A 24,438-nucleotide genomic window follows, 5' to 3' on the forward strand; every position below is an offset into this window, starting at 1 on the left:
GGCCGGGAGGTCGTAGAGTGGCCGATCATGACGACGACCGGCTCGACGACGAGCGACCCAGGAGGCGCGCCCGCGGGTGGCGCCGACGGTTCTCGTCCCACGCGTCGCGGCCCGTACGCGAAGTCGGCCGAACGCCGGCTCGCGATCGTCGAGGCGGCCTTCGAGGTGTTCTCGACCAAGGGCTACGTCGGCGGGTCGCTCCGTGACGTGGCGGACGTCGTCGGCATGAGCCAGACGAGCCTGCTGCACTACTTCCCGTCGAAGAGCGCGCTGCTGCTCGCGGTGCTCGAACGTCGCGACACGGTCTCGGACCGTTCGGCCGAGCCTCCCGACCGGGGTGACCTGATCGGGACCGTCCTCGGGCAGGCGCGACACAACGAGACGGTGCCCGGGCTCATCGCGCTCTACGCGGTGCTGGCGGGCGAGGCGGTCACGACCGGCAACCCCGGCAGCGACTACGTGCGGGAGCGCTTCGAGCGTCTGCGTGCCGAGTACGGCGACGCCCTGCGAGCGCTGGAGGCGCGGGGCCGGTTGCGCCCCGGGGTCGACCCCGACCGGGCGGCGTCCGGGCTCGTGGCCCTGTGGGACGGCATCCAGCTCCAGTGGCTGCTCGACCCGGACCGCATCGACGTCGTGCAGCAGTTGCGGGACCACCTCGACCTGTTGGTCCTGCCCGACGACGCGGTCGGCGGGGCATGAGCCGACTACTCGCCGCTCCGGGTGGCGGGACCGACCGGGGCCCCGTGCCCGTCCGCTGGTACGAGCCCTGGCCGAGGACGTCGGCCCCGACCGGGCCGACGCTGCTGTGGCTGCACGGCGGTGGGTTCTTCCGCGGGGGGCTCGACCAGCCGGAGGCGCACGACGTGGCGCGGTCGCTCGCCGCACGCGGGGTGAGGGTCGCCACGGTGGACTACCGCCTCGCGCCTCCTCCGGGTCTCGGTCTCGTGGCCGGGCGGCTGATGCCGTCGCGCAGTCGGTACCCGGGGGCACTCGACGACGTGGCGACGGCCTACGGCGAGGTGGCCGACCGGTCGCCCGAGGGCGTCATCGTCGGAGGCGCGAGCGCGGGGGCGTGCCTCGCCGCGGCGGCCACCCTCCGCACGATCGACGAGGGTCGCCCTCCGGTCGGCGCCGTCTTCGCCTACGGCTTCTTCCACCCGGCGCATCCCCCGATGGCGGAGGCACGACACCGGTCGGGCGGCCACCGGGGACTCAGCCACGCGAGGTGGGCGCTCGACGTGATGAACCGCAACTACGCCGGCTCGCCGACCGCGCTGGCCGACCGTCTCGCCTTCCCCGGAGGGCACGACCTCACGGGATTCCCCCGGACGCTCGTGGTGGCCGCCGAGCGCGACAACATGCGCGCCTCGGGCGACGTGTTCGCCGGGGAGCTCGCCGACGCGGGGGTCGACGTGCGGCACCACGTCCTGCCGGGCACCCGACATGCCTTCCTGAACCGGCCCCGGCTGGCCGAGTACGCCCACACCGTCTCGCTCGTCGCGGAGTGGACCCGCGGCGGCTGACCTGCCGTGTCCTCGGGAAGGCAGCCCGCGCCTCCTCGGGGTCGCCGTCAGCGGAAGTCGCCGACCTGACGGTGGACGGGCACGGTGCGGTCGACGACGACGTCACCGGTGTGGGCCGTCGTGGTGGTCTCGATCAGCACGATCTCGACCTCGTCGTCGGCGACGGGGTTGTGCGGCACCCCCCGAGGCACGACGTGGAACTGCCCGGGGGTGAGCACCACCTCGTGGTCGTCGGGGAGCTGGATGCGCAAGGTGCCCGAGACGACGAGGAACATCTCGTCCTCGGCGTCGTGGGCATGCCAGACGAGCTCGCCGAGCAGCTTCGCGACCTTCACGTACTGGTCGTTCACCTGCCCGACCACCCGCGGCGTCCAGTGCTCGGTCACCTGTCGGAGTTCGGCCGCGACGTTGATTCCCTGGAGTGCAGTCATGGGGCCATCCTCCCGTGCCGGGCCCCTCGCGGACGCCGGGGAGGGATGACAGCATGGAGCATGACGTCGAATCCCCCGCCCCCGACGGGTCGCACCACGTGGCGCGTCCTCCTCGCCGTCGCCGTGACGATCGCGGCGGCCTCGATCGTCCTGATCGTCCTCGATCCGGGGAAGTCGGGGTCGTACTTCACGCTGATCGGCATGCTCTGCCTGATCTGGCTGAGCGTCACCAACCTTCGACGACTGCGGTAGATCGGGTCAGAACACGGCCACCGTCATGCCGGCGGTGGTCGCCGGCCGGTCCATGGCGGCCACGGCGTCGGGCAGGTCGTCGAAGGCGATGATCCGACCGATGGACTCCTGCGGACGCAGTCGACCCGCGACGACGTCGTCGAGCATCGCGGCGTACTCGCCCACCGAGATGCCGTGACTGCCCAACAGCTCGAGTTCGTCGGCGATCACCCGCCCCATCGGGATCACCGGGGCGGCCTCGTCGTCGAGCAGCAGGCCCACCTGGACGTGTCGACCCCGCGGACGAAGGGACGCGACGGACGCCGCGGACGTCACCCGGCTGCCGAACGCGTCGAGGGCGACGTCGGCGCCTCCGCCGGTGAGGGCTCGGACCCGGTCGACGGCGAGGTCGTCCATGGGGACGGTCTCGGCACCCAGGTCGGCGGCCCGTTCGAGGGCGGCGGGCGAGATGTCCGACGCGACGACGTGAGCACCGGCGGCCACCGCCACGGCGACCGCCGAGAGACCCACTCCGCCGCAGCCGAAGACGGCGACCCACTCACCCGCCCGGACGCGGGCCCGGGCGTGCAGGGCGTGGTACGCCGTGCCGAAGCGGCAGCCGAGCGCCGCCGCCTCGACGAAGCCGACCTCGTCCGGCAGGGCGATGACGTTCACGTCGGCGTGCGGGACGACCAGCGACTCGGCGTACGAGCCGGGAAGGGTGAAGCCGGGCTGCTGCTGACGCGAGCAGACCTGGGTGGCACCGGCACGGCACTCGTCGCACGTGCCGCAGGCGAAGACGAACGGGGCGGTCACGCGGGTGCCGACGGCGACCCGGGCGACGTCGGCACCCACCGCCGTCACCACGCCCGCGAACTCGTGGCCCGGCACGTGGGGAAGGCGCACCGAGTCGTCGTGACCCTTCCAGGCGTGCCAGTCGCTCCGGCACACCCCCGTGGCCGCGACGCGGACCACGACGCCGTGGGCGGGCGGCACGGGTGCCGGGAGGTCGACGATGGTCGGGATCGACCCGAACTGGTCGTACTGGACGGCGCGCATCCCCCGATCCTGACACGAGCGGGCGGACCGGACGCTCCCCGCCGCGGACGGCGACGGCCCACACCGGGTAGGAACGGTGCATGAGCCTCGCATCCACCCTCCTCCGCCTGACCGTCGGCGGCTTCTTCGTCGGCCACGGACTCCAGAAGCTGACCGGCGCCTTCGACGGTCCCGGACTCGCCGGCACCGAGCAGATGATGGCCGGCACGGGGATGCACCCCGCCGCCCGCAACGCCCGTCTGGTCGCGGTCACCGAGACTGCCGGCGGTGCCGCCCTCGCCCTCGGCGCGGCGACCCCGCTCGCCGCCGCCGGCATCGTCGGCACGATGGTCACCGCCGTCCGCAAGGTGCATCTCTCCAAGGGCCCGTGGGTGACCGAGGGCGGCTACGAGTACAACGCCGTCCTGATCGCCGCCGCCGCCGCCCTGGCCTCGGGCCCCGGCGGGCCGTCGGTCGACCAGCTCTTCGGCAAGAAGTCGTGGGGTGCCGGCGGAACGGTCTTCGCCCTCGTCGCCGGCGTCATCGCCTCGTTCGTGGCGGTCGAGCTGGGCAAGCGGGCCACTCCCCCGGCCGAGCCGGGCTCGGACTCCTCGGCGGGCTGACCCGCCTCCCTCGTCTCGTCCCCAGGGCGCGACCCCCGACGTCGGGTGGTCGCGCCCTCCGTCCGTCCGGCGGGTGACGGTGGCCTCTGCGAGCATGGGGCCATGACACCGACGAGCACCGCGACCGACATCGACGCCGAGGCACTCGACCTGCTGCGGGCGCTCACCGGGCGCGACGACGCCGTCTTCCACGACGGCCAGCTCGAGGCCATCCGGGCGCTCGTCGCCGATCGTCGTCGAGCCCTCGTCGTCCAGCGCACCGGCTGGGGCAAGTCGGCGGTGTACTTCATCGCCACCCTGCTGCTGCGTCGACGCGGCACCGGCCCGACGCTGCTCGTCTCCCCCCTGCTCGCCCTGATGCGCGACCAGGTCGCCGCAGCCGCCCGGGCCGGGGTCCGGGCCGTCGCGGTCAACTCGGCGAACGCCCACGAGTGGTCCGACGTCCAGCAGCAGCTCGTCGACGACGAGATCGACGTGCTGCTCGTCTCCCCCGAACGACTCAACAACCCGCGCTTCCGCGACGAGCAGCTGCCCGTCCTCATCGCCCGGCTCGGCATGCTCGTCGTCGACGAGGCGCACTGCATCTCCGACTGGGGCCACGACTTCCGGCCCGACTACCGTCGCCTCGCCGACCTCATCCGCACCCTGCCCACGGGCGTGCCCGTCCTGGCGACGACGGCCACGGCCAACGCTCGCGTCGTGGCCGACGTCGCCGAGCAACTCGCCGTGGGGCCGGGCGACGAGGTGCTGACGATCCGGGGGTCGCTGGCGCGCGCCTCCCTGCGTCTCGGGGTGCTGCAGCTGCCGACCTCGCGCGATCGACTCGGCTGGCTGCTCAGCCACCTCGCCGACCTGCCCGGCAGCGGCATCATCTACACGCTCACGATCTCGGCCGCCGACGACACCGCCCGCCTGCTGCGCGAGGCCGGGCACGACGTGCGGTCGTACTCGGGCCGCACCGACCCCGAAGAACGCGAACAGCTCGAACAGCGCCTAAAGGGCAACGACCTCAAGGCACTGGTCGCCACGAGCGCCCTCGGCATGGGCTTCGACAAACCCGACCTCGGCTTCGTGATCCACCTCGGCGCGCCGTCGTCGCCCGTCGCGTACTACCAGCAGATCGGCCGAGCGGGTCGCGCCACCGACAACGCCGACGTGCTGCTGCTGCCCGGCACCGAGGACGCCGAGATCTGGCAGTACTTCGCCACGGCCTCGATGCCTTCTGAGGCGCGGGCGGCGGCCGTGCTGGCCGAGCTGGGCGAGACACCGCTGTCGACGCCCGCCCTCGAGGCGCGGGTCGACGTCAAGCGCACCCCGCTCGAACTGATGCTCAAGGTGCTCGACGTCGACGGTGCCGTCCGCCGGGTCCAGGGCGGCTGGGTGAGCACGGGCGAGCCCTGGGTCTACGACGCCGAACGCTACGACCGCATCGCCGCGGCCCGGGTCGCCGAGCAAGAGTCGATGCTCGCGTTCGAGCGCGGCGAGACCTGCCGCATGCAGATGTTGCAGGTCGACCTCGACGATCCGGCCGCCGAGCCCTGCGGGCGGTGCGACGTCTGCGCGGGCACCTGGTACCCGACCGACATCGCCGGCGAGGCGGCGACCTCGGCCGCGAGCACCCTCGACCGGGTCGGCGTCGAGATCGACCCCCGGGCCCAGTGGCCCACGGGCGCCGACCGGGCCGGGGTCGCCGTCAAGGGCAAGATCCCCGAGGGCGAACGGGTCGAGCCGGGGCGGGCGCTCGCCCGACTGACCGACCTCGGGTGGGGCAACACCCTCCGCGAGGTCTTCGCGGCGACCGCTCCCGACGCGCCCCTGTCGAAGCACCTGCTCGACGGGGTCGTGCGCGTCCTGAAGGAGTGGCCGTGGGCCGAACGGCCGGTGGGGGTCGTGGCGATGCCGTCGACGTCACGGCCGCAGCTCGTCGGGTCGCTCGCCGAGGCGATCAGCACCGTCGGGCGGTTGCCGCTGCTCGGCACGCTCGGCAGCGCCCGCCCCTCGGCCGGCCGCGGCCAGGGCGGCAACAGCGTCTACCGTCTGGCCGACGTCTGGCAGTCCTTCGAGGTCGGCCCCGAGTTGGCCGCGGCCCTCGCCGACGTGTCCGGGCCGGTGCTGCTCGTCGACGACCTGGTCGACAGCCGCTGGACGCTCACGGTGGCCGGACGCGACCTGCGCCGCGCAGGGGCCCCCGCCGTGTTGCCCTTCGCCCTCGCGGTGGTCGGCTGAGTCGTCCCCGGCGGGCCGCCGCGTCGTCCGACGCGAGACCGCCGGGGCTCGCTCAGCGCTCGAACCGCACGCCGTCCCGGGTCAGGGTGCTGTGCCGCATCAACCAGACGTCGCGAGGGTAGTTCTGGTGCATCCGCCAGGGTGACCGCGATCCCTGCCGGGGCATCAGGTGCACCCCGCGCGACACGTACCCGCTCGTCAGGTCGATCAGCGGGCTCGTCGGTCCCGGCCGCTCCGGCGCGATCGGCACGGCCGACCGGTACCCGTGACGGTCGGCGTGACGCAGCAGCCGGGCGACGTAGTGCACGACGAGGTCGATCTTCAGCGTCCACGACGCGTTCGTGTACCCGATGGCGAACGCCAGGTTCGGCACCCCCGAGAGCATGAACCCCTTGTAGGTCAGCCGGGTCGCCGGGTCGACCTCCACCCCGTCGACCGACAACCGCATGCCGCCGAACAGCAGCAGGTTGAGCCCCGTCGCCGTGACGACGACGTCCGCGGGCAGCTCGTGCGCCCGCTGGCCGTCGCGACCCGCGACCCGGACGCCACCGGCCGTGAACGAGTCGATGTCGTCGGTCACGATCGACGCCGACCCCGAGCGCAACGCCCGGAACAGCGCGCCGTCCGGGGTGATGCAGAGGCGCTGGTCCCACGGGTCGTAGCTCGGCTGGAAGTGCCGGTCGACGTCGAAGTCGTCCGGCAGGCGCCGGGCCACCTGCGCCCGGAGGAACGCCTTCATCTTCTCGGGAGAGCGCCGGCTCGTCTGGAAGCTGAGCAGCGCCATGCCGATGCTGCGCCACCGGATCAGCCGGTCGTCGACGGCCTGCGGCAGCAGCCGACGCCAGGCGCGGGGCTCCTTCCGTCGCGAGGGAAGGGACAGCACGTAGGTCGGCGAACGTTGCAGCATGGTGACCTGCTCGGCGCTCTCGGCGAGGGCGGGCACCAGGGTCACCGCCGTCGCCCCCGATCCGATCACGACGACGCGCTTGCCGCTCACGTCGAGGTCCTCCGGCCAGTGCTGGGGGTGCACGACGCGTCCGGCGAACGAGTCCTGCCCCGGGAATGCGGGCGACCAGCCCTCGTCGTAGCGGTAGTACCCCGAGCAGACGAACAAGAACGAGCACGTGATCGTGACGCGCCGGGACGTCGGGACGGCACCCGTGCCTCCTGCGCTCGACTCCTCGCCGGCGGCGGACGACGCGTCCGCTGCCGACGTGCTCGCGACCTCGATCGTGACGGTCCACCGGGCCTCGGCGGAAACCCAGTCGGCCGCGACCACGCGGTGCCCGAACCGGATCAGCCCGGCGACGCCCGTCTCGTCGGCCGTGTCACGGACGTACTCCCTGATCGCCTCGCCCGGGGCGATCGCCCGCGCGTCGCGCCAGGGTCGGAACCCGTAGCCGAGGGTGAACATGTCGCTGTCCGATCGGACCCCCGGGTAGCGGAAGAGGTCCCAGGTGCCGCCGATCGCCGCGCGGGCCTCGACGACGGCCAGGCTGCGACGGGGGAAGTCCCGGCGGAGCTGGGCCGCCACGCCGACCCCGGACAGGCCGGCGCCGACGACGAGCAGGTCGACGTGCTCGACGCCTCCCACGACGGGTCGGTCGTCCCCACCTGCGGGGCGGTCGTCACCACCGGCGGGGCGGTCGTCACCACCGGCGGGGCGGCCGTCACCACCGGCGGGGCGGTCGTCGCCCTCGTCCGGGACCGAGGAGGCGCGGGTCGCGTCGCTCACGGGACCAGCACGATCCGGATCGGGTCGCCTTCCTTGCGTTCGAGCATCTGCACCGCCCGTTCGGCCTCGGCCAGGGGCACGGTCGCGCTGACCGACTTCGCGAAGTCGAGCCTCCCCCGGGCCGCCAGCGCGACGAGCGTGGTGACGTCGGCGGGCTCGGAGCCGTAGTGGCCGAGGACCTGCTGCTGCAGGAAGCTGAACTTCGTGCCGTCGGTGATCGTGATCGGCTGGTCCGACAGGCCGACGAGCGTCAACCGTCCCCGGTATCCGAGGCAGGCGATGGCCTGCTCGCGCACGGCGGGCACCCCCGCGAAGTCGAAGGCCCGGGCGAGTCCGCGGCCACCGGTCGCCCGGCCGAGTGCCGCGGCGAAGTCCGGGTCGGCGGGATCGAGCGCGAGGTCCGCACCGAACTCGAGCGCCCGGGCCCGGGCACCGGGCAGGGGGTCGACCGCGACGATCGGCGCGGCGCCGAGCAGGGAGAGCAGCTGGACGGCGTGGGCGCCGAGGCCGCCGACGCCCCAGACGCCGACCGCCGTGCCGGGCCGGGTGTCGGCGGTCGTGGTGAGCGCAGCCCAGGGAGTCGACACGGCGTCGGGGATGAAGCAGGCCTGCTCGAACGGCAGGGAGTCCGGGATCTTCACGACCGTGTCGGCGCGGGCCACGGCGAACTCGGCCCACCCGCCGTCGTAGTCGACGCCGCGGGTGAAGACCTGGCCGTCGCGCTCCTCACCGGCCTGCAGCAGGACGCGGTCGCCGGCGGCGACGTGCGTGACGCCGTCGCCCACCTGGTCGACCGTGCCGGCCACCTCGTGGCCGAGGGTGACGGTGTCGCCCGGCAGGTGCAGCGGCGTGAGCGACCCCTGGATCAGGTGCACGTCGCTCAGGCAGACGCCGGCCGCGGCCACGGCGATGCGCACCTGCCCCGGGCCGGCGTCGGGGGTGGGCACCTCGGTGACCGAGAAGTGGCGGGTGCTGACGTCGAGGCGTCCGGCGAGCATGGTGGCTCCGTCCTGCGGGGCCCGGTCGGTCGGCTCTGACCGCGGGGCGTGACCGCACATCGGGTGCGACGGTACGCCTCCGACACGGATGTTGCACGCTGCACCCGCCGCGGGTCGGCGGGCCGACGGCGAGACCCCGGGACGTCGCCGAGACCCCCGCCTACGCACGGGGGTCTCGGCGACGATCCGGGGTCCGAGGCGGGTCCTACCCGCGACGGGACTCGTCGTCCGCGGCGGCGTCGGCGAGGTGCTCATCGGCACGCCGACCGTCGGTGCCGACCATGGCGTGCAACGAGCCGGTCGAGATGCGGTCGGGCGAGGTGCCCTCGAGCGAGCCCAGCCCACCCGCGCGACCGTCGAGCAGGCGCGCGGCGGCCGGGCCGGCCGAAGCGGAGTCCGAACCCGAGCCCGAGTCCGACCCCGAGGAGGCGCCGTGACCGTCTGCGTTCATGGTCGCCTCGTCGAAGGGCGCGCGACCCGACAGCACGGTCTCGACGCGGTCCTTGTCGATCTGCTTCGTCCAGGTGCCGACGAGGATCGTCGCGACGGCGTTGCCCGTGAAGTTGGTCAGGGCGCGCGCCTCGGACATGAACCGGTCGATGCCGACGATGACGCCGACGCCGTCGACCAGGTCGGGCCGGTGTGCCTGCAGGCCTCCCGCGAGGGTGGCGATGCCGGCACCCGTGACGCCGGCGGCTCCCTTCGAGGCGATCATCATGAACAGCAGCAGCGAGACCTGCTCACCGACGTTGAGCGGCGTGCCCATGGCGTTGGCGATGAAGAGCGACGCCATGGTCAGGTAGATCGCGGTGCCGTCGAGGTTGAACGAGTAGCCGGTCGGCACGGTGATGCCGACGACGGGCTTCGAGACGCCGAGGTGCTCCATCTTGGCGATGAGGCGGGGCAGCGCGACCTCGCTCGACGAGGTCGAGACGATCAGCAGGTACTCACGTCCGAGGTACTTCATCACCCGGAAGATGTTGACGCCCGTGACGAGCTTGAGGATCGTGCCGAGCACGACGGCGACGAAGAGGATGCACGTGATGTAGAAGGCGACCATCAGGGTGCCGAGCGCCACGATGGCGGCGACGCCGGTCTCGCCGACCACCGCGGCGATCGCACCGAACGCACCGATCGGGGCGACCCACATGATCATCGCGAGGATGCGGAACACCAGCACCTGCAGGTTGCGGACGCCCTCGAGGATGGTCGCGCCGCGATCGCCCATGCGCTGCAGGGCGAAGCCGACGAGCAGGGCCACGAACAGCGTCTGCAGGATGGAGCCGCTGGTCAGCGACGACACCAGCGTCTCGGGGATGATGCCGAGCAGGAAGCCCGCCGTGCCACCGGCCTCCTCGGCGGCGGGCGCCTCGTATCCGGTCGAGCCGATCATCAGGCCCTCGCCCGGGTGGATCAGGTTGCCGACCACGAGGCCGATGGCCAGGGCGAAGGTCGACATCGCGATGAAGTAGCCGAGCGCCAGCCCGCCCACCTTGCCGACGGTCGCGGCCTTGGCGATGGAGCCGACGCCGAGCACGATCGTGCAGAAGATCACCGGCGCGATCATCATCGAGATGAGCGACACGAAGGCGGTGCCGATCGGTTTCAGCTGCACGGCGACCTCGGGTGCCGTGAGGCCGACGACGATGCCGGCCGCGACGGCCACGATCACCGCGATGTAGAGCCAGTGCGAGCGGTCGATCCGGCGCCGGGGGCGGACGCCGCCCGTCGTCGTCGTTCCGCCGGGTGTGGGGGTCTGCGGGCCCTTGTGCGTCTTTGCCATGGGGGTCTTCCTCGAGCTCGTGACCGGCGGCTTCGTCGTCGACGGTCGTGCGGGGTTCGTCGCCGCGACTCTCGTCGGTCGCCGGGTGGACGTCGACGTTGTGGTCATACTGGTCGCGCCGGTGGTGCGTCATGATGGACGCCGGCCGCAGCGCAGCGAGGAGCCCGCCCGAGATGACCGTCGACCCCACCCGGTGGAGCATCGCCACCCGGCTGTTCGCCCTGCTCGTGGTCTTCGTCGTCGCCGTGACCCTGCTGGCGACGGCCTGGACGATCCGGTCGGCCCGCGACGACGCCGATCGCTCGGCGGCACGGGCCTGCCTGGCGCTCGCCACCTCGATCGCCGACAACCCCTACGTCGTCGACGCGCTGGGGACGTCCGATCCGAGCGCCCGTCTGCAGCCCTACGCCGTGGCCCTGATGAGCGACACGTCGACCGACTTCGTCACGATCATGCGGCCCGACCGCACGCGCCTGACGCACCCCGACCCCGACGAGATCGGCCGCCCGTTCGTCGGCACGATCGCCCCGGCCCTCCGCGGGGAGTCGTTCACCGAGACCTACGCCGGCACCCTCGGCCCGTCGGTGCGCGCGGTCGTGCCGATCGAGGGCGACGGCGAGGTCGTCGCCCTCGTGTCGGCCGGGGTCACGGTCGACACCATCACGCAGTCGGTCGGCGAGCGGCTGCCGCTCGTGTTCGCGGCCGCCGGGGCGACCGTGGTGCTCGGCGGCGTCGTCTCGTGGCTGCTCAGCCGGTACCTGCGGCGGGTGACCTGGGGCCGCGGCCCCGAGGAACTCGCCCGGATGTTCGCGTACTACGAGGGCGTCCTGCACTCCGTGCGCGAAGGTCTCGTGCTCGTCGACGACCGCGGCCGACTGACGCTCTACAACGACCAGGCGGCCGAACTGCTCGACCTGCCCCCCGGGGGCATCGCCGCTCCCGTCCCGCTGACCGACCTGCAGCTGCCCGACTCGCTCCGTGAGCTGCTCGCCTCCGGACGCCGCGCCTCCGACGAGGTGCACGTGACCGACGACCGCGTGCTGGTCGTGAACCAGGAGGTCACCGAACCCACCGAGGGCCCGTCCCACCCGTCGCCCTCGACCGGACGAGGAGGCGCGACGCCGTCAGGAGGCGCGGCACCGGTCACCGGCGCCACCCGCCCGCGCTCCCGCCGCACGCTCGGGACCGTGACGACCCTGCGCGACCACACCGAGCTCACCCACCTCACCGGCGAGGTCGAGACCATGCGCACCCTCTCGGACGCGCTGCGCTCGCAGACCCACGAGTTCTCGAACCGGTTGCACACGATCGTGTCGCTGATCGAGCTCGGGCGTGGCGACGAGGCCCTCCGGTTCGCGGCCGACGAGCTCGACCTCGGCCAGCGGCTCGCCGACCGGGTCGTGGCCTCGATCGACGAGCCGACGCTCGCCGCCCTGCTGCTCGGGAAGGCGGCGCAGGCCCGCGAACGGTCGATCGACCTGCGCGTCGACGTCGAGCCCGACCTGGGGACGATCGACGTCGAGCCCGGGGACCTCGTCACGATCCTGGGCAACCTCGTCGACAACGCCTTCGACGCGGTCGCCCCGACCCTCGACGCCCCGGCCCCCTCCCCCGATCCCACCGGCCGCCCGGCCCGTCCGCCCCGGGTCGAGGTGACCGTCGCCCGGGTCGAGGGCGGCGTCCAGCTCGACGTCGAGGACGACGGTCCGGGGCTCGACGACGTCGAGCTCGCCTTCCGGCGGGGGTTCAGCACCAAGCCGACGTCGGCGGGCGGACGGGGCATCGGCCTCGCGCTCGTCCGCCAGGCCGTGGGTCGGGTCGGCGGTCGGCTCGACGTCTCCACGGGGCCCGACGGGACCACCTTCTCGGTGCTGCTGCCCGACCGGCGGCCGAACGACGTCGACACCACCGCCCGACGTCGGGGTGGGGTGCGGTCGTGACCGGCGCCTCCTCGTCCGTCGACCGGGTCCGCGTGCTCGTCGTCGAGGACGAGCCCCTGACCGCGGAGGCGCACGTCGCGTACCTCGACCGGCTGGACGGCTTCGAGGTGGTCGGCCGGGCGCGGGACGGACGCGAGACCCTCGACGCGGTCCGCGCGCTCGGCGGCCCCCACGGGCGGGGTCTCGACCTCGTGCTGCTCGACATGAACCTGCCCGACACGCACGGTCTGCAGCTCTGCCGGGCCCTGCGGGCGGCGGGGTCGAGCGTGGACGTCATCGCGATCACGGCCGTGCGGGACGCCTCCGTGGTGCGGACCGCGGTGTCGCTCGGCATCGTCCAGTACCTGATCAAGCCGTTCACCTTCGCGACGTTCGCCGACCGGCTCGGGGCCTACCGGGCGTTCCGCGAGTCGCTGGCGACCGGGCAGGGACAGGTGACCCAGTCGGACGTCGACTCGGGGTTCGCCACCCTGCGCCGGGCACCGGCACCGACGCTGGCCAAGGGCCTCGCGCCGGCCACGCTCGAGCAGGTCGTGGCGGTGCTGCGTCGCGGCGGGTCACCGTCGGCGGGCGAGGTGGCGGACGCCGCCGGGGTGTCGCGGGTGACCGCCCGCCGGTACCTCGAGCACCTCGCCGACACGGGGGCGGCGACCCGCGAGCCCCGGTACGGCAGCCCGGGCCGACCCGAGCACGGCTACCGCTGGAACTGAGCGGACGGCCTGCCCTGCGGGTCAGCGCCGGACGAGCCGTGCGATCTCGGGCAGCGCCGCGAGGGTGCCGGATGCCCCGTGCTGGTCGGGGTCGAGGGCGAGACGCCTCAACCCGGCACGCGTGTAGGTGCCGACGTCGGCCACGAAGTCGGCGGGCGCGCGCCAGACCAGCCGGTCGGCCGACGACGCGTCGAGGCCGCGGGCGAGGGCGGCGTCCCGAGCGCGCTCGGGCGAGGTGAAGGCGAGCAGGGTCGGGGTGCCCTCGTCCACGACGGCGAAGGGCCTCGAGGCCCCGGCCGTGCCGCGGTCGACGAACCACCAGGCCTCGAGTCGGAACGCCGAGCGCCACAGGGCGACCGGGTCGTCGACCACGACGGCCGTGGTCCGCACCGGCGTCGCGTCGACCACAGGGGGCGGAACGACGACCGGTGCCGCGCTGCCGGGAGCCACCCGAGGAGGCGCGGGCCGCGTCACCGGCATCGGTCCCGCCGGCGGGGCGGCCCGGTCGACGACCTTCTCGAGCCGGGCTCGACGGCGCTGTCCCAGACCGATCCTCACGAGCACGATGCCGCCGGCGACGAGGACGGCGACCACGGCGAGGGCGACCACGACGTCGACGGACGACTGCCGACCGGGCGCCACGAGCCCGACGAGCAGCACCGACGCGCCGATCGGCGACCCGACGACGGCGATCGCGAGCAGCACGACTCCCCAGGTGAGTGCTGCGGTGCCCGACGGGCCGCGACGGCTCGACGGACGGCGGGGGTCGGAAGGGTCGGGGCTCGGCATCGGTCCAGCGTAGGGCGGCCGGCCGGGTGAGGCCCGGGTGCGGCGGCGGTGCCCGCTGCGACCCCGACGCGGCTCCGCGGTGGCCTGTCGCCTACTCGACCGCGCGGGACCAGCCGAGCCCGCGGTCCTCGACCAGGCGCTGCAACACGCCGGTCATGGCGGCGAAGTCGGTCGACCCGAGGGCGTCGGTGAGGACGACGTAGGCGTGGGCGGCGTCCGCCGGAAGCGACGGCGTTGCGCTGGTCGGGTCGACCAGTCGCGTCGTCCCCTCGCTGCCGGCGTGCCGACGCACCTCGTCGTGGTCCCGCAGGTGGAAGTTGACGAGCCGCTTCCCGTCGCCGATCGCGAACAGACGGGCGACGATCGACAGCCGTCGCACCGACCTCCCGCCCGCGCCGGCCAGGGGGCCTGACGGCCCGTCGACCCAGCTCACCCGGGTGACCGAGTCCCACGGCACGACGACGCTGCCGTCGATGACGATCGCCGACGCGTGGACCGACAAGGACGGCCGGCCACGGCGGCGCACGGCTCCGACGTACTCGGAGAACGTCGCGATCGGCAACAACGTGGGCAAGATCCAGAGGGCGACCACGAACCAGAGCAGCGCGGTGCTGGTGATCGCCCACGTCACGAGGGCGGCGAGCAGGGCGAGGGCGAGGAGGACTCCGATGCCTGAACCGACCAGCTGACGCCGGAGCCGCCGACCGTCGTGGGCGACCACGAGCACCGGCGCGTCCGTCGGGCGGGCGAAGCGGTCCGGACCGGCCGGCGGCGTGGACGTCGAGCCGTTCGCGTCTGCCGTGCGCCGCGCCCGCCGATCGACGCCGAACCTCCGCATGGCGTCGAGTGCACCCAGGGGTGCATAGGGTCCCTTCCCCTCGACGTCGAAGAGGACGCCGAACACGCCGGTGCGCTCCCGCGCGACGGCATCGTCGACGAAGCCCCTCGACGGCAGGGCGAGGAGCCGGCCGGCCTCCTCGTCCGACAGCCCTCGCGCGAAGCCGTGCTGCCGCGCCCGCTCGGGCGACGTGAAGGCCAGGACCATCGGACGTAAGTCGACGTCGGCCACCAGGGGCTGCACGTCGGGCAGTTCGCCACGGGCGATGAACCACCAGCGGTCGAGGGCGAAGAGGGCGTCCCAGAGGTCGGCCTGGGCGTCGGTGTCGTCGATGCCCCGCAGTTCGGACACCCGGGTCAGCTCGTCGATCCGTTCGCTCGTCGCCCGCATCTCGTCGGCCGAGGGTGGCGGGGGCAAGGGGACGCCGCCCGAGCCAGGCGGAAGGGTCTGTTCACTCACTGGCCCAGCGTAGGGGGACGACGCAGGTGGGCGAGAGATCCTCATGGTCCACTGCCCCCGGGTGATCGACGGAGCCGTCCGTCGGCACTACGCTCCGACCATGGCCGACACGCGTGGACCCCAGATCGTCCGAGGCGACCCCGAGGTGACCCGGGCGACGCTCGACCTGAAGCTGCCGGTGGCGATGCTGCCCGGCCTCGTGCGTCGAGCACTGCAGGCGAGCCCCACGTTCTCGTTGCGCGACGCCGACGAGACGGGGGCCACGCTTCTGCGTCGGTCGGCGTCGGCCAGCGGCACGGACACCGTGAGGCTCGACTTCGCCGCGTCCGACAAGAGCAGCCGGGTCTCGGCCGAGGTCCACTCCCCCGGTGGCACGATCGGCACGTCGGTCAAGCGCCGCGACGACGACACGACCGCCCTGTTCGAGGCGATCGCGAAGGCCGCCGGGCCCTTCTGACCGGTGACGGGGCACGGGCCGACACCGCGCCTCCCTCGGGGACGCCGACGGGTCAGACGCCCACGATCCAGGTGTCCTTCGCGCCCCCGCCCTGCGACGAGTTGACGATCATGCTGCCCTCGGGCGCCACGCGGGTCAGCGCCAGGTCGGCGAGCACGCTCTCGCCCGCCCCGGTGCCGGTGAGGTACACGAAGCAGCGGAGGTCGACGTGCCGCGGCTGCAGCCCGGTCGGGGTCAGGGTCGGGTGCGACGACAACGTCACCACCTCCTGCGCGACCCAGCCGGACGGGTCCCGGGCGATCTCGGCCCGACGCTCGGCCACGACCGCCGCGCTGGCCGACGGGCCGATCAGGACACCGCGACCCCCCTCGCCGTCGACCGGCTTCGTGACGAGCTCGCCCACCCGGTCGAGCACCGCGAGCCGCTCGGCCGGGTCGCCCGTCCGGTAGGTCGGCACCGACTCGAGCAGCGGACGCTCGCCCAGGTAGTACCAGATGAGGTCGGGTACCGCGCAGTACATCGCCTTGTCGTCGACGAGCCCGTTGCCGGGGGCGTTGGCGAGCACGACGTCGCCCGCCGCCGCCACGTCCATCAGGTGCTCGCCGAGCAACGGGTCGTGCGGCGCGTGCACGTCGACCAGCTCGCGGTCGAGCCGCAGGTAGAGCGCGTCGACGACGGTGCCGGTCCTGCGGTCGACGACCCGCGCCTCCTGCACCTCGACGTCGTCGGCCTGCAGCAGCAGCAGCCCCGCGCCCTCGGCGAGGGTGCGGTGCTCGTACCAGGCCGGGCTCGCGGGGCCCTCGCTGAGGACCGCGCCGACCGGCTCGCCTCCGCCCCGAGGAGGCGCGGCGTGCGCCAGCAACGTCGCCCTCAGCACCGAGAACACGCTCGTCGGGTCGAGCAGCCCGGCCGGGCGCGGAGCGTCCGGCACCACCTCGTCGAGCAGCCGTCGCACGGCGATCGAGAACGCGGCCCCGCTCGGTGCCCGGACGTTGTCCTCGAGCACGCGCCAGCCACCGAGCTCGTCGCGCACGAGGTCGAAACCCTGCACCGCCGCGCGCACGGCGTCCGCGGGCAGCCGGGTGGCCTCGGTCCGCCACCCCGCCGCGCCGACGACCTGCTCGTGGGTCAGCACGCCGTCCGCGACGACCCGGCGCTCACCGTAGGCGTCGCGGAGGAACGCCTCGATCGCCCGGGCGCGCTGGGTCAGGCCGGCCTCGAGGCGGCTCCACTCGTGCCGCGTGACGATGCGGGGCACGAGGTCGCAGTGGAACGCCCGGTGGTCGCCGCCGACGCCGAACCCGAGACCGGCCCGCTCGCACCAGGCGTCCCGTGCGACGGCGCGGGCGCGGGCCTCGGTCGCGCCGAGCTGCTGGAAGAAGCCGGCGACGTCCCGGTAGGCCGGGCGGGGGTGGAGTCCCGGGCCGATCGCCTCGTCGCCGGCACGGAACCGGTACCCCACGAGGGTCGGCGCCGGGTCGTCGAGCCCGGCGGCGGGGCCGTGCGTCTCGCGGACGACCAGGTCGACCACGTCGTCGAGCCGTCCCCTCTCGGCGAAGGCGGCGCGCTGCCGGTCGGCCGAGTTGCCCCGGGCGAGCGTGGCCTCGGCGAGGTCGGACACGGTCTGCCAGTCGCCGAACTCCTCGAGTTGTGGTCGCAGCCGGGTCACGAGCTGCCGGACGGCCTCGGCCGCGGGCAACCGCGAGGGGTGCTGCTCGAGGTCGAGCAGCTCGCCGGCGAGCCCGCTGCGCGCCGCCTGCCACATCGCGGCCCGGTGCAGCGGCGCCGCCCGGTGCCGGGCGGGGCGGCCGGCCTCGACGTCCGTCTCGGCCCGGCGCACCGCGGCGCGGTAGAGGCCGGCGATCAGCACCGCGTCGTCGACCAACGGGCAGGCGTCGCAGGTGCGCAGCTCGAGGGTGGGCGCGTGGCTGGAGGGCCGGACGTCGAAGTAGGCCATGCCGCTGTCGGCGATCACGCCCGACCCGATGAGGTCGGCGAGCAGCTGGTCGTACTCGGCGGCGTCGGCCATCGGGCCGGTCGCCCCGGCGCTCGGCCACCGTTGCCAGATGAGCGAGCGGATGCTCGCGTAACCGGTGTCCTGGCCGTTGAGGTAGGGCGAGCTGGCGCTCAGGGCGAGCAGGGCGGGTAGCACCGGGGCGATCCGCCCGGCGACGTCCACGGCGAGGTCGCGGTCGGCGACGCCCACGTGGATCTGCAGGCCGCAGATCAGCTGCTCGTCCACGAGCAGGCGGTACTGCTCGTGCATGCGCCCGTAGCGCCCGGTCGTCGTCAGTTCGAAGTCGGCGACCTCGCTGCGCGGGGCCGTGCCGACGGCGCCGATGGCGAGCCCCTCGGCGGTCGTCACCTCGACGAGGTCCCGACGGAGGGTCAGGATCTCGCGCCGCAGGTCGTCGAGCGTGGTCACGACCGGGACGTTGGTCTCGATCGTGGTGCGCTGCAGTTCGGCCCCGTAGCGGTCGGCAGGCAGCCGGGCGAGGAGGTGCGGCGCCCTGGCCGACAGACGCCCCGTCTCGAGGTCGATCAGGTGCAGTTCTTCTTCCGCCCCCAGCGTCAGCTCTGCGCTCATGCCTGCACAGTACGGGCGTGGCCCGGTTCTGCCCGCCTCTTCATGAGGATTTCACATGAACGGGTCACGAGGAGGCGCGGCCCCGTCGGCCGTGGAGTCAGACCCGAGCGGTCTGGCGCACCCCCGCGGCGGGCAGCAGCACGCCGTCGATGAGCCCGACGAGGTAGTCACGGTCGACGGGCTTCCGGAGGACGAGCACCCGGTACGACACCATCGACGGGGTGACGAGGGCGAGTGCCTCGATGTCGGTGTCGGCCGCGATCTCGCCTCGCTCGAGGGCGCGGCGCAGCAGCAGGCGGTTGGCCTCGGCACGGGGTTGGACGATCGCGGCGTCGACGGCCTCGGCCAGCTCGGGCGTGGTCGAGAGCATCGTCACGACGCCCGCCATGACCCGCATCTTCTTCTCGGCGTCGTCGATGCTGTGCGGCTTGATCATCGCCAGGAGGTCTCCGCGCAGCGTGCCGGTGTCGGGCAGGCCGTCGAGGTCGACGGCCCCCTGCTTGAGGCAGGCCACCGCGTCGACGACGAGCTCGCCCTTCGAGGCCCAGCGGCGGTAGAGCGTGGCCTTGCCGGCCTTGGCGCGCGCGGCCACCATCTCGATGGTCATGCCCTCGAAACCGGTCTCGGCGAGCACGTCGATGGTGCACCGGAGGATCTCGGGGTCACGGCTGTGGTCGCGCTTGCGACCCGGTCGCGAGGGGGTCGCGGGGTCGGTCTCGGCGGGCGTCGTCGCCACGCCTTCCCTGTCGGTCATGGGGGCGACTCTACCTCGGATGTTTACGAAACTGCCTGTATCCGAAACTGGCGAGACTCGTATATGCTCGCGCTCATGTCTCAGGCCTCCACCTCCCCTGACGGCGCGACCCGCGCCTCCTCGTCCTCTGCGACCCCGCCGCCGTCCCGGCGCTGGTGGACCCTCACCACCGTCGCCCTCGCCCAACTGATGGTCGTCCTCGACTCGACCGTCGTGAACATCGCGCTGCCCGCCGCCCAGACCGACCTCGGCTTCTCGGACGGCGACCGGCAGTGGATCATCACCGCCTACTCGCTCGCCTTCGGCAGCCTGCTGCTCGTCGGCGGCCGCGTCAGCGACCTGATCGGCCGCAAGCGCACGTTCATCATCGGCCTGATCGGCTTCGCCCTCGCCTCGGCCCTCGGCGGTGCGGCCGGCACCTTCGGGCTGCTCGTCTTCGCCCGCGCCCTGCAGGGCGCGTTCGGCGCCCTGCTCGCCCCGACCGCCCTCGCCGTCTTGACCACGACCTTCACGATCCCGAAGGAGCGCGCCCGCGCGTTCGGCGTCTTCGGGGCGATCGCCGGTGCCGGCGGAGCCATCGGCCTGCTGCTCGGCGGGTTCCTGACCCAGTACGCCTCGTGGCGCTGGAACCTCTACATCAACGTCGTCATCGCCGCCGTCGCGATCGTCGGGGCCGCGATCTTCGTGTCGCACGTCACCCGCACCGGACCGCGACCCAAGCTCGACGTGCCCGGCACGCTGCTCGTCTCCGGCGCGCTCTTCTCGCTCGTCTACGGCTTCTCGAACGCCGAGACGCAGGGTTGGGACTCGCCGCTGACCTGGGGCTTCCTGGCGGCGGCCGTCGTGCTGCTCACCTCGTTCGTCGCGTGGCAGCGCCGGGCCGAGCACCCCCTGCTGCCCCTGTCGATCGTGCTCGACCGCAACCGGGGTGCCGCCTACGCGTCGGTGACCATCGCGGGTGCGGGCATGTTCGGCATCTTCCTGTTCGTGACGTACTACCTGCAGACCTCGCTCGGGTACACGCCGACCAAGACCGGCCTGGCCTTCCTGCCCATGATCGCGATGCTCGTCCTCGCGGCCCAGCTGTCGACGAACATCTTCGTGCCGCGCTTCGGGCCCAAGATCATGGTGCCGTTCGGCATGACCCTCGGCGTGGTCGGCATGCTGCTGCTCACCCGGCTCGACCTCGAGAGCATGTACGCCGCCAACGTGCTGCCGGCCCTGATGGTGCTGGGCTTCGGCATGGGCTCGATCATGCCCGCGTCGATCCAGACCGCCACGCTCGGCGTCGACCGCGGACACGCGGGCGTCGCCTCGGCCATGGTCAACACGAGCCAGCAGGTCGGCGGGTCGATCGGCACGGCACTGCTCAACACCCTGGCGGCGACCGCGGCCGCGAACTACGTGGCCGACCACCTGCCCGCGACCGGAGCCGTCGCGGCCGAGGCCGCCGTGACCGGCTACGCCACGGCGTACTGGTGGGGAGCAGGGTTCTTCGCGGTCGGCGCGGTCATCGCGGCCCTGCTGTTCCGTCGCCGCGTCCCGCAGTCGGACGACGTGGACGCGTCGGCCTCGCCCGCCGTGGACGCACCGGTCCCGGTGCACTGACGCGACCCCCTCGCCCGGACGACCCGCGCCTCCTCAGCCCTCGGGGCCGGGGAGGCGCGGGTCGTCCGGGCGACGGACGTCGCGTCGGTCAGGACGCGGCTTCGTCCTCGTCGTAGCGGTCGACGCTGATCGTCGGGATCGACGCCGTGATGACGGAACCGTCGGCGCGCATCAGCCCGCGGAGGTCGCTCGTCGTGGGGACGCGCGTGGTGATGCGCGGCCCCTGGCCCTCGAGGGCCACCCGCACCGGAGCCTCGGGGGTGACCCGGAACTCGTCGCCGCGGACGGACAGCGTCACGGCGTCGCCCGTCTCGACGGTGAAGACGATCTCGTGCTGGGCGAGGTCGACGCGCACCCGGCTGCCCTTGATCGCGACGCGGAACGAGAGCTCGTCCCAGTCGGCCGGCAGGCGCGGGTCGAAGGTGATCGAGCCGAGCCAGTCGCGCATGCCGCCGTACCCGTTGACCAGCGCGCTCCAGATGCCGCCGGTCGACGCCACGTGGACGCCGTCGGACGTGTTCTTGTGCAGGTCGGCCAGGTCGACGTACAGGGACGACAGGAAGTACTGCTGCGACAGCTGGTGGTGGCCCACCTCGGCCGCGATGATCGACTGCACGACGCCGGACAGGGTCGAGTCGCCCGTCGTCAGCGCGTCGTAGTACTCGAAGTTGCGCAGCTTCTGCTCGGGCGTGAACTCGTCGCCCTGCAGGTAGAGCGCGAGCACGACGTCCGCCTGCTTGAGCACCTGGAAGCGGTAGATCACCAGCGGGTGGTAGTGCAACAGCAGCGGTCGCTTGTTCGCCGGGGTGGCCTCGAGGTCCCAGAGCTCCTTGTCGAGGAACTGGGCGTCCTGCGGGTGGATGCCCCGGTGGTCGTCGTACGGGATGTGCATCGCCTCGGCGGCGAGCTGCCACCCCGTGATCTCGTGCTCCTCGAGGCCGAGGCGGTCGACCATCCGGTCGAACGCGACGGGAGAGTCGTCCTTCAGACGGGTGACCGCCCGGACGGCCGCCCGGAGGTTCGCCCGCGCCATGACGTTCGTGTAGAGGTTGTCGTCGACGACGGTCGTGTACTCGTCGGGCCCGGTGACGCCGTCGATGTGGAACCGCTGGTCGCCGTTCGAGCGCCAGAAGCCGAGGTCGGCCCACAGTCGCGCCGTCTCGACGAGGATGTCGACGGCACCTCTCTGCAGGAAGTCCTCGTCGCCGGTCGCCTGGACGTACTGGCTGAGGGCGTGGCTGATGTCGGCGTCGATGTGGTACTGGGCCGTGCCGGCGGCGTAGTACGCGCTCGACTCGAGCCCGTTGATGGTGCGCCACGGGAACAGGGCGCCGCGCTGGTTCAACTCGACGGCCCGGTCACGGGCGGCGTCGAGCATGCCGAGACGGAACCGCAGGGCGTTGCGGGCCACGTTGGGCGAGGTGTACGTCAGGAACGGCAGGACGTAGATCTCGGTGTCCCAGAAGTAGTGTCCGCCGTAGCCCGACCCCGTCACGCCCTTGGCCGCGACCCCCTGACCGTCGGTCCGGGCCGTCGCCTGCGCGAGCTGGAAGAGGTTCCAGCGGACGGCCTGCTGGATCTCGGGTTGGCCGGCGACCTGGACGTCGCTGCGCTGCCAGAAGTCGTCGAGCCAGGCGCGCTGGTGCTCGAAGATCTCGGCCGTGGGCGTCTCGGCGGCCCGGTCGAGGGTGCGGTCGCACCGGTCGGCCAGTTCGCGAGGCGGCACGCCGCGACTCGTGTGGTAGGTGATCGTCTTGGTCAGACGGACCTTCTGGCCGGCCTGCGCCTTCACGCGGTAGACGTGCTTGGCGATGTCGTCGTCGATCTGCGAGGACTGGTCCCACTCGGCGTCGGTCTCGATGCGGTGCTCGGCGCCGACCGCGATCGTCATGCCCGAGTTCGTCGTGCGGTAGCCGAGCACGGCCCGCGTGCCGCCGTTGCGGTTGAGCACGGGCTGCAGCACCCGGTCGTCGAACGACTCGGCCTTGCGCGGGTCGAACGCCTCGGCCGCGGCCCGCATGCCGGCGTGGTACTGGTCGCCCATGTCCTGACGGTTGAGGATCTGGCTCGAGATCAGCAGCGACGCCGACGAGTCGAGCATCGTGACCTCGTACTCGATGACGACGAGGTGGCGGTCCTCGAAGCTCACCAGACGGCGGCTGGTCACCAGGACGCGCTTGCCCGAGGGCGTGCGCCAGTCGATCTCGCGGGTGAGGACGCCGTCGCGGAAGTCGAGGCGTCGCGTGTGGCGGAGGATGTCGGCCTCGAAGAGCACGAACGGTTCGTCGTCGACGTAGAGGCGGATGACCTTCGCGTCGGGCACGTTGACGATCGTCTGGCCGACCCGGGCGAACCCGAAGGCCTCTTCGGCGTGCCGGATGGGCCAGGTCTCGTGGAAGCCGTTGACGAAGGTGCCGAACGAGTGACCGCCGCGCCCCTCGTCGGGGTTGCCGCGGAGGCCGAGGTACCCGTTGCCGACCGCGAAGACGGTCTCGGTGAGGCCCTCGTCGCCCTGGATGTACTCGTCCTCGACGAATGCCCACTCGTCGACGGGGAACCGCGAGCGGTCGAGCGGGTCGGACGTGATGTGGTTCACGACTGTGCCTCCGTGGTGCCGGTGGTGCTGCTGCTGGTCGAGGGGGTGCCCGGTGTCGCCTGGTCGGGATTCGGAGCCGAGGAGGCGCGGGTTCGGTCGAGCGCCTCGACCAGCTCGCCGAGGTCGTCGACCACCAGGTCGGCCCCGAAGTCGAGCAGGGTCTGCGCACCCGTTCCGCGGTCGACCCCGAGCACGAGGCCGAAGGAACCCCGGCGACCGGCCTCGACGCCGGACTGCGCGTCCTCGACGACGACGCAGTCGTCGGCGGTGAGGCCGAGGCGGCGGGCGCCCTCGAGGTACGTGTCGGGGGCGGGCTTGCCGGCGATGCCCTCGGCCGCGGCCACGACGCCGTCGACGATCACGTCGAAGCGGTCGCGGAGGCCCGCGGCCTCGAGCACCGGCACGGCGTTGCGCGAGCTGGAGACCACGGCGACCCGGACGCCCTCGGCGAGGGCCCGGTCGAGGAAGGCCACCGACCCCGGGTACGGCGTGACGCCGTTCTCGGCGAGCTCGGCGGCGAAGGCCGCGTTCTTGCGGTTGCCGAGACCGCACACCGTCTCGGCCTCGGGGTCGTCGTCGGGTGACCCCTCGGGCAGGACGACGTCGCGGGCCGCGAGCATCGCCCGGACGCCGTCGTAACGGGGCCGACCGTCGACGTGCTCGAAGTAGTCGGCCTCGGTGTAGGGCGCGAGGTCGTGCGCGGCGAAGTAGTCGCCGAAGAGGCGGGCCCACGCGCGCATGTGGACCTCGGCGGTCGGCGTCAGGACGCCGTCCAGGTCGAAGAGCAGGGCGCGGAGGTGCGAGAGGCGCGAGGCGTCGCGGGGCGTGACGATGGACACGGGGTGCCGATCCCTTCGAGCGTGCGGGCAGGGTGAGAGGCACCGGGGCGACGACGGCTCGGTGCCGGTGAGGCGGGAACGTTTCGGGCAGGACGATGACGCGGGGCGACGGGACGAGCGGGATGGTGCGGGCCAGCTGCTGTGCCGACGGGGTGGTGCGGGGTGGGCCCCACGGGTCAAGTGTGGCACCGCTGCGCCCCGACACCTAGCCACGCGTCCGGGGGTGTGGACGACGAACGCCCTGGGGGCGGGACGACGGGGGCCGGCGGACGA

The 24,438-nt window shown here is 73.1% G+C and carries 20 protein-coding genes; 9 read left to right on the forward strand and 11 right to left on the reverse strand.

The genetic code is table 11. The features are described from left to right. Positions 1-27: 27 nt before the first annotated feature. On the forward strand, positions 28-699 hold the full coding sequence (locus ACIOSR_RS14660; RefSeq protein WP_277959202.1) for a TetR/AcrR family transcriptional regulator: 672 nt from the start codon (positions 28-30) through the stop codon (positions 697-699). Further along, positions 696-1,523 (forward strand): alpha/beta hydrolase, encoded by an 828-nt coding sequence (locus ACIOSR_RS14665; protein ID WP_402753003.1) that lies wholly within the window; start codon positions 696-698, stop codon positions 1,521-1,523. The genes ACIOSR_RS14660 and ACIOSR_RS14665 overlap by 4 nt, the downstream gene beginning before the upstream one ends. A gap of 47 nt (positions 1,524-1,570) precedes the next feature. On the opposite strand, the gene ACIOSR_RS14670 is transcribed toward ACIOSR_RS14665, so the two are convergent. Continuing rightward, positions 1,571-1,954: a cupin domain-containing protein gene (locus ACIOSR_RS14670; protein WP_402753004.1), complete on the reverse strand. Its 384-nt coding sequence runs from the start codon at positions 1,952-1,954 to the stop codon at positions 1,571-1,573. Positions 1,955-2,014: 60 nt separating this feature from the next. Here ACIOSR_RS14670 and ACIOSR_RS14675 point away from each other — a divergent pair, with 60 nt between their 5' ends. Then, positions 2,015-2,206 (forward strand): hypothetical protein, encoded by a 192-nt coding sequence (locus ACIOSR_RS14675; protein ID WP_173150752.1) that lies wholly within the window; start codon positions 2,015-2,017, stop codon positions 2,204-2,206. Between the two features lie 6 nt (positions 2,207-2,212). On the opposite strand, the gene ACIOSR_RS14680 is transcribed toward ACIOSR_RS14675, so the two are convergent. Beyond that, entirely contained in the window at positions 2,213-3,244 is a 1,032-nt protein-coding gene (locus tag ACIOSR_RS14680; protein WP_402753005.1) for an alcohol dehydrogenase catalytic domain-containing protein, read from the reverse strand. Between the two features lie 80 nt (positions 3,245-3,324). Here ACIOSR_RS14680 and ACIOSR_RS14685 point away from each other — a divergent pair, with 80 nt between their 5' ends. Further along, on the forward strand, positions 3,325-3,846 hold the full coding sequence (locus ACIOSR_RS14685) for a DoxX family protein (protein WP_173150750.1): 522 nt from the start codon (positions 3,325-3,327) through the stop codon (positions 3,844-3,846). 102 nt (positions 3,847-3,948) lie between these two features. Further along, the gene (locus ACIOSR_RS14690; protein WP_159825185.1) at positions 3,949-6,072 is read left to right on the forward strand and encodes an ATP-dependent DNA helicase RecQ; all 2,124 of its coding nucleotides are present in this window, start codon (positions 3,949-3,951) and stop codon (positions 6,070-6,072) included. A 52-nt stretch (positions 6,073-6,124) separates the two neighbouring features. On the opposite strand, the gene ACIOSR_RS14695 is transcribed toward ACIOSR_RS14690, so the two are convergent. The 3 genes from ACIOSR_RS14695 to ACIOSR_RS14705 form a co-directional block, all read right to left on the reverse strand. Then, complete coding sequence (locus ACIOSR_RS14695) at positions 6,125-7,807, reverse strand: flavin-containing monooxygenase (protein WP_402753006.1); 1,683 nt, start codon at positions 7,805-7,807, stop codon at positions 6,125-6,127. Beyond that, positions 7,804-8,805, reverse strand: a complete 1,002-nt coding sequence (locus ACIOSR_RS14700) for an alcohol dehydrogenase catalytic domain-containing protein (RefSeq protein ID WP_402753007.1) — start codon at positions 8,803-8,805, stop codon at positions 7,804-7,806. The genes ACIOSR_RS14695 and ACIOSR_RS14700 overlap by 4 nt, the downstream gene beginning before the upstream one ends. Positions 8,806-9,010: 205 nt before the next feature. Beyond that, complete coding sequence (locus ACIOSR_RS14705; protein WP_402753008.1) at positions 9,011-10,588, reverse strand: cation:dicarboxylate symporter family transporter; 1,578 nt, start codon at positions 10,586-10,588, stop codon at positions 9,011-9,013. Positions 10,589-10,761: 173 nt separating this feature from the next. Here ACIOSR_RS14705 and ACIOSR_RS14710 point away from each other — a divergent pair, with 173 nt between their 5' ends. Further along, on the forward strand, positions 10,762-12,528 hold the full coding sequence (locus ACIOSR_RS14710; protein ID WP_402753009.1) for an ATP-binding protein: 1,767 nt from the start codon (positions 10,762-10,764) through the stop codon (positions 12,526-12,528). Then, complete coding sequence (locus ACIOSR_RS14715) at positions 12,525-13,238, forward strand: response regulator (RefSeq protein WP_056044794.1); 714 nt, start codon at positions 12,525-12,527, stop codon at positions 13,236-13,238. Before ACIOSR_RS14710 ends, ACIOSR_RS14715 begins: the two co-directional genes overlap by 4 nt. Positions 13,239-13,259: 21 nt before the next feature. Here the strand turns inward: ACIOSR_RS14715 and ACIOSR_RS14720 are convergent, their stop codons facing one another. Together ACIOSR_RS14720 and ACIOSR_RS14725 are read right to left on the reverse strand one after the other, a co-directional pair. Next, the gene (locus tag ACIOSR_RS14720; protein ID WP_402753010.1) at positions 13,260-14,027 is read right to left on the reverse strand and encodes a hypothetical protein; all 768 of its coding nucleotides are present in this window, start codon (positions 14,025-14,027) and stop codon (positions 13,260-13,262) included. Positions 14,028-14,118: 91 nt separating this feature from the next. Continuing rightward, positions 14,119-15,324, reverse strand: coding sequence for a hypothetical protein (locus ACIOSR_RS14725; protein ID WP_402753011.1), 1,206 nt, complete (start codon positions 15,322-15,324; stop codon positions 14,119-14,121). A gap of 100 nt (positions 15,325-15,424) precedes the next feature. Here ACIOSR_RS14725 and ACIOSR_RS14730 point away from each other — a divergent pair, with 100 nt between their 5' ends. Beyond that, positions 15,425-15,781, forward strand: a complete 357-nt coding sequence (locus tag ACIOSR_RS14730) for a hypothetical protein (protein ID WP_402753012.1) — start codon at positions 15,425-15,427, stop codon at positions 15,779-15,781. A 52-nt stretch (positions 15,782-15,833) separates the two neighbouring features. On the opposite strand, the gene ACIOSR_RS14735 is transcribed toward ACIOSR_RS14730, so the two are convergent. Beyond that, positions 15,834-18,368, reverse strand: coding sequence for a glutamate--cysteine ligase (locus ACIOSR_RS14735; protein WP_402753013.1), 2,535 nt, complete (start codon positions 18,366-18,368; stop codon positions 15,834-15,836). A gap of 97 nt (positions 18,369-18,465) precedes the next feature. Beyond that, positions 18,466-19,122, reverse strand: a complete 657-nt coding sequence (locus ACIOSR_RS14740; RefSeq protein ID WP_056044801.1) for a TetR/AcrR family transcriptional regulator — start codon at positions 19,120-19,122, stop codon at positions 18,466-18,468. Positions 19,123-19,197: 75 nt separating this feature from the next. Here ACIOSR_RS14740 and ACIOSR_RS14745 point away from each other — a divergent pair, with 75 nt between their 5' ends. After that, positions 19,198-20,730: an MFS transporter gene (locus ACIOSR_RS14745; RefSeq protein ID WP_056044896.1), complete on the forward strand. Its 1,533-nt coding sequence runs from the start codon at positions 19,198-19,200 to the stop codon at positions 20,728-20,730. Between the two features lie 88 nt (positions 20,731-20,818). Here the strand turns inward: ACIOSR_RS14745 and ACIOSR_RS14750 are convergent, their stop codons facing one another. After that, positions 20,819-23,326 (reverse strand): glycoside hydrolase family 65 protein, encoded by a 2,508-nt coding sequence (locus tag ACIOSR_RS14750; RefSeq protein WP_056044802.1) that lies wholly within the window; start codon positions 23,324-23,326, stop codon positions 20,819-20,821. Continuing rightward, positions 23,323-24,165, reverse strand: a complete 843-nt coding sequence (locus ACIOSR_RS14755) for an HAD family hydrolase (protein WP_371740296.1) — start codon at positions 24,163-24,165, stop codon at positions 23,323-23,325. Before ACIOSR_RS14755 ends, ACIOSR_RS14750 begins: the two co-directional genes overlap by 4 nt. Positions 24,166-24,438: the final 273 nt, after the last annotated feature.

The sequence above is a fragment of the Frigoribacterium sp. NPDC087798 genome, assembly GCF_044742985.1.
In the GTDB taxonomy this organism is placed as follows: Bacteria; Actinomycetota; Actinomycetes; order Actinomycetales; family Microbacteriaceae; genus Frigoribacterium.

What these genes read in the sequence shown, in the direction of transcription:
- ACIOSR_RS14710 (WP_402753009.1), top strand. Translation starts at nt 10,762, where the DNA reads ATGACCGTCGACCCCACCCGGTGGAGCATCGCCACCCGGCTGTTCGCC.
- ACIOSR_RS14735 (WP_402753013.1), bottom strand. Translation starts at nt 18,368, where the DNA reads ATGAGCGCAGAGCTGACGCTGGGGGCGGAAGAAGAACTGCACCTGATC.
- ACIOSR_RS14685 (WP_173150750.1), top strand. Translation starts at nt 3,325, where the DNA reads ATGAGCCTCGCATCCACCCTCCTCCGCCTGACCGTCGGCGGCTTCTTC.
- ACIOSR_RS14680 (WP_402753005.1), bottom strand. Translation starts at nt 3,244, where the DNA reads ATGCGCGCCGTCCAGTACGACCAGTTCGGGTCGATCCCGACCATCGTC.
- ACIOSR_RS14740 (WP_056044801.1), bottom strand. Translation starts at nt 19,122, where the DNA reads ATGACCGACAGGGAAGGCGTGGCGACGACGCCCGCCGAGACCGACCCC.
- ACIOSR_RS14705 (WP_402753008.1), bottom strand. Translation starts at nt 10,588, where the DNA reads ATGGCAAAGACGCACAAGGGCCCGCAGACCCCCACACCCGGCGGAACG.
- ACIOSR_RS14660 (WP_277959202.1), top strand. Translation starts at nt 28, where the DNA reads ATGACGACGACCGGCTCGACGACGAGCGACCCAGGAGGCGCGCCCGCG.
- ACIOSR_RS14675 (WP_173150752.1), top strand. Translation starts at nt 2,015, where the DNA reads ATGACGTCGAATCCCCCGCCCCCGACGGGTCGCACCACGTGGCGCGTC.
- ACIOSR_RS14720 (WP_402753010.1), bottom strand. Translation starts at nt 14,027, where the DNA reads ATGCCGAGCCCCGACCCTTCCGACCCCCGCCGTCCGTCGAGCCGTCGC.
- ACIOSR_RS14745 (WP_056044896.1), top strand. Translation starts at nt 19,198, where the DNA reads ATGTCTCAGGCCTCCACCTCCCCTGACGGCGCGACCCGCGCCTCCTCG.
- ACIOSR_RS14690 (WP_159825185.1), top strand. Translation starts at nt 3,949, where the DNA reads ATGACACCGACGAGCACCGCGACCGACATCGACGCCGAGGCACTCGAC.
- ACIOSR_RS14730 (WP_402753012.1), top strand. Translation starts at nt 15,425, where the DNA reads ATGGCCGACACGCGTGGACCCCAGATCGTCCGAGGCGACCCCGAGGTG.
- ACIOSR_RS14665 (WP_402753003.1), top strand. Translation starts at nt 696, where the DNA reads ATGAGCCGACTACTCGCCGCTCCGGGTGGCGGGACCGACCGGGGCCCC.
- ACIOSR_RS14670 (WP_402753004.1), bottom strand. Translation starts at nt 1,954, where the DNA reads ATGACTGCACTCCAGGGAATCAACGTCGCGGCCGAACTCCGACAGGTG.
- ACIOSR_RS14700 (WP_402753007.1), bottom strand. Translation starts at nt 8,805, where the DNA reads ATGCTCGCCGGACGCCTCGACGTCAGCACCCGCCACTTCTCGGTCACC.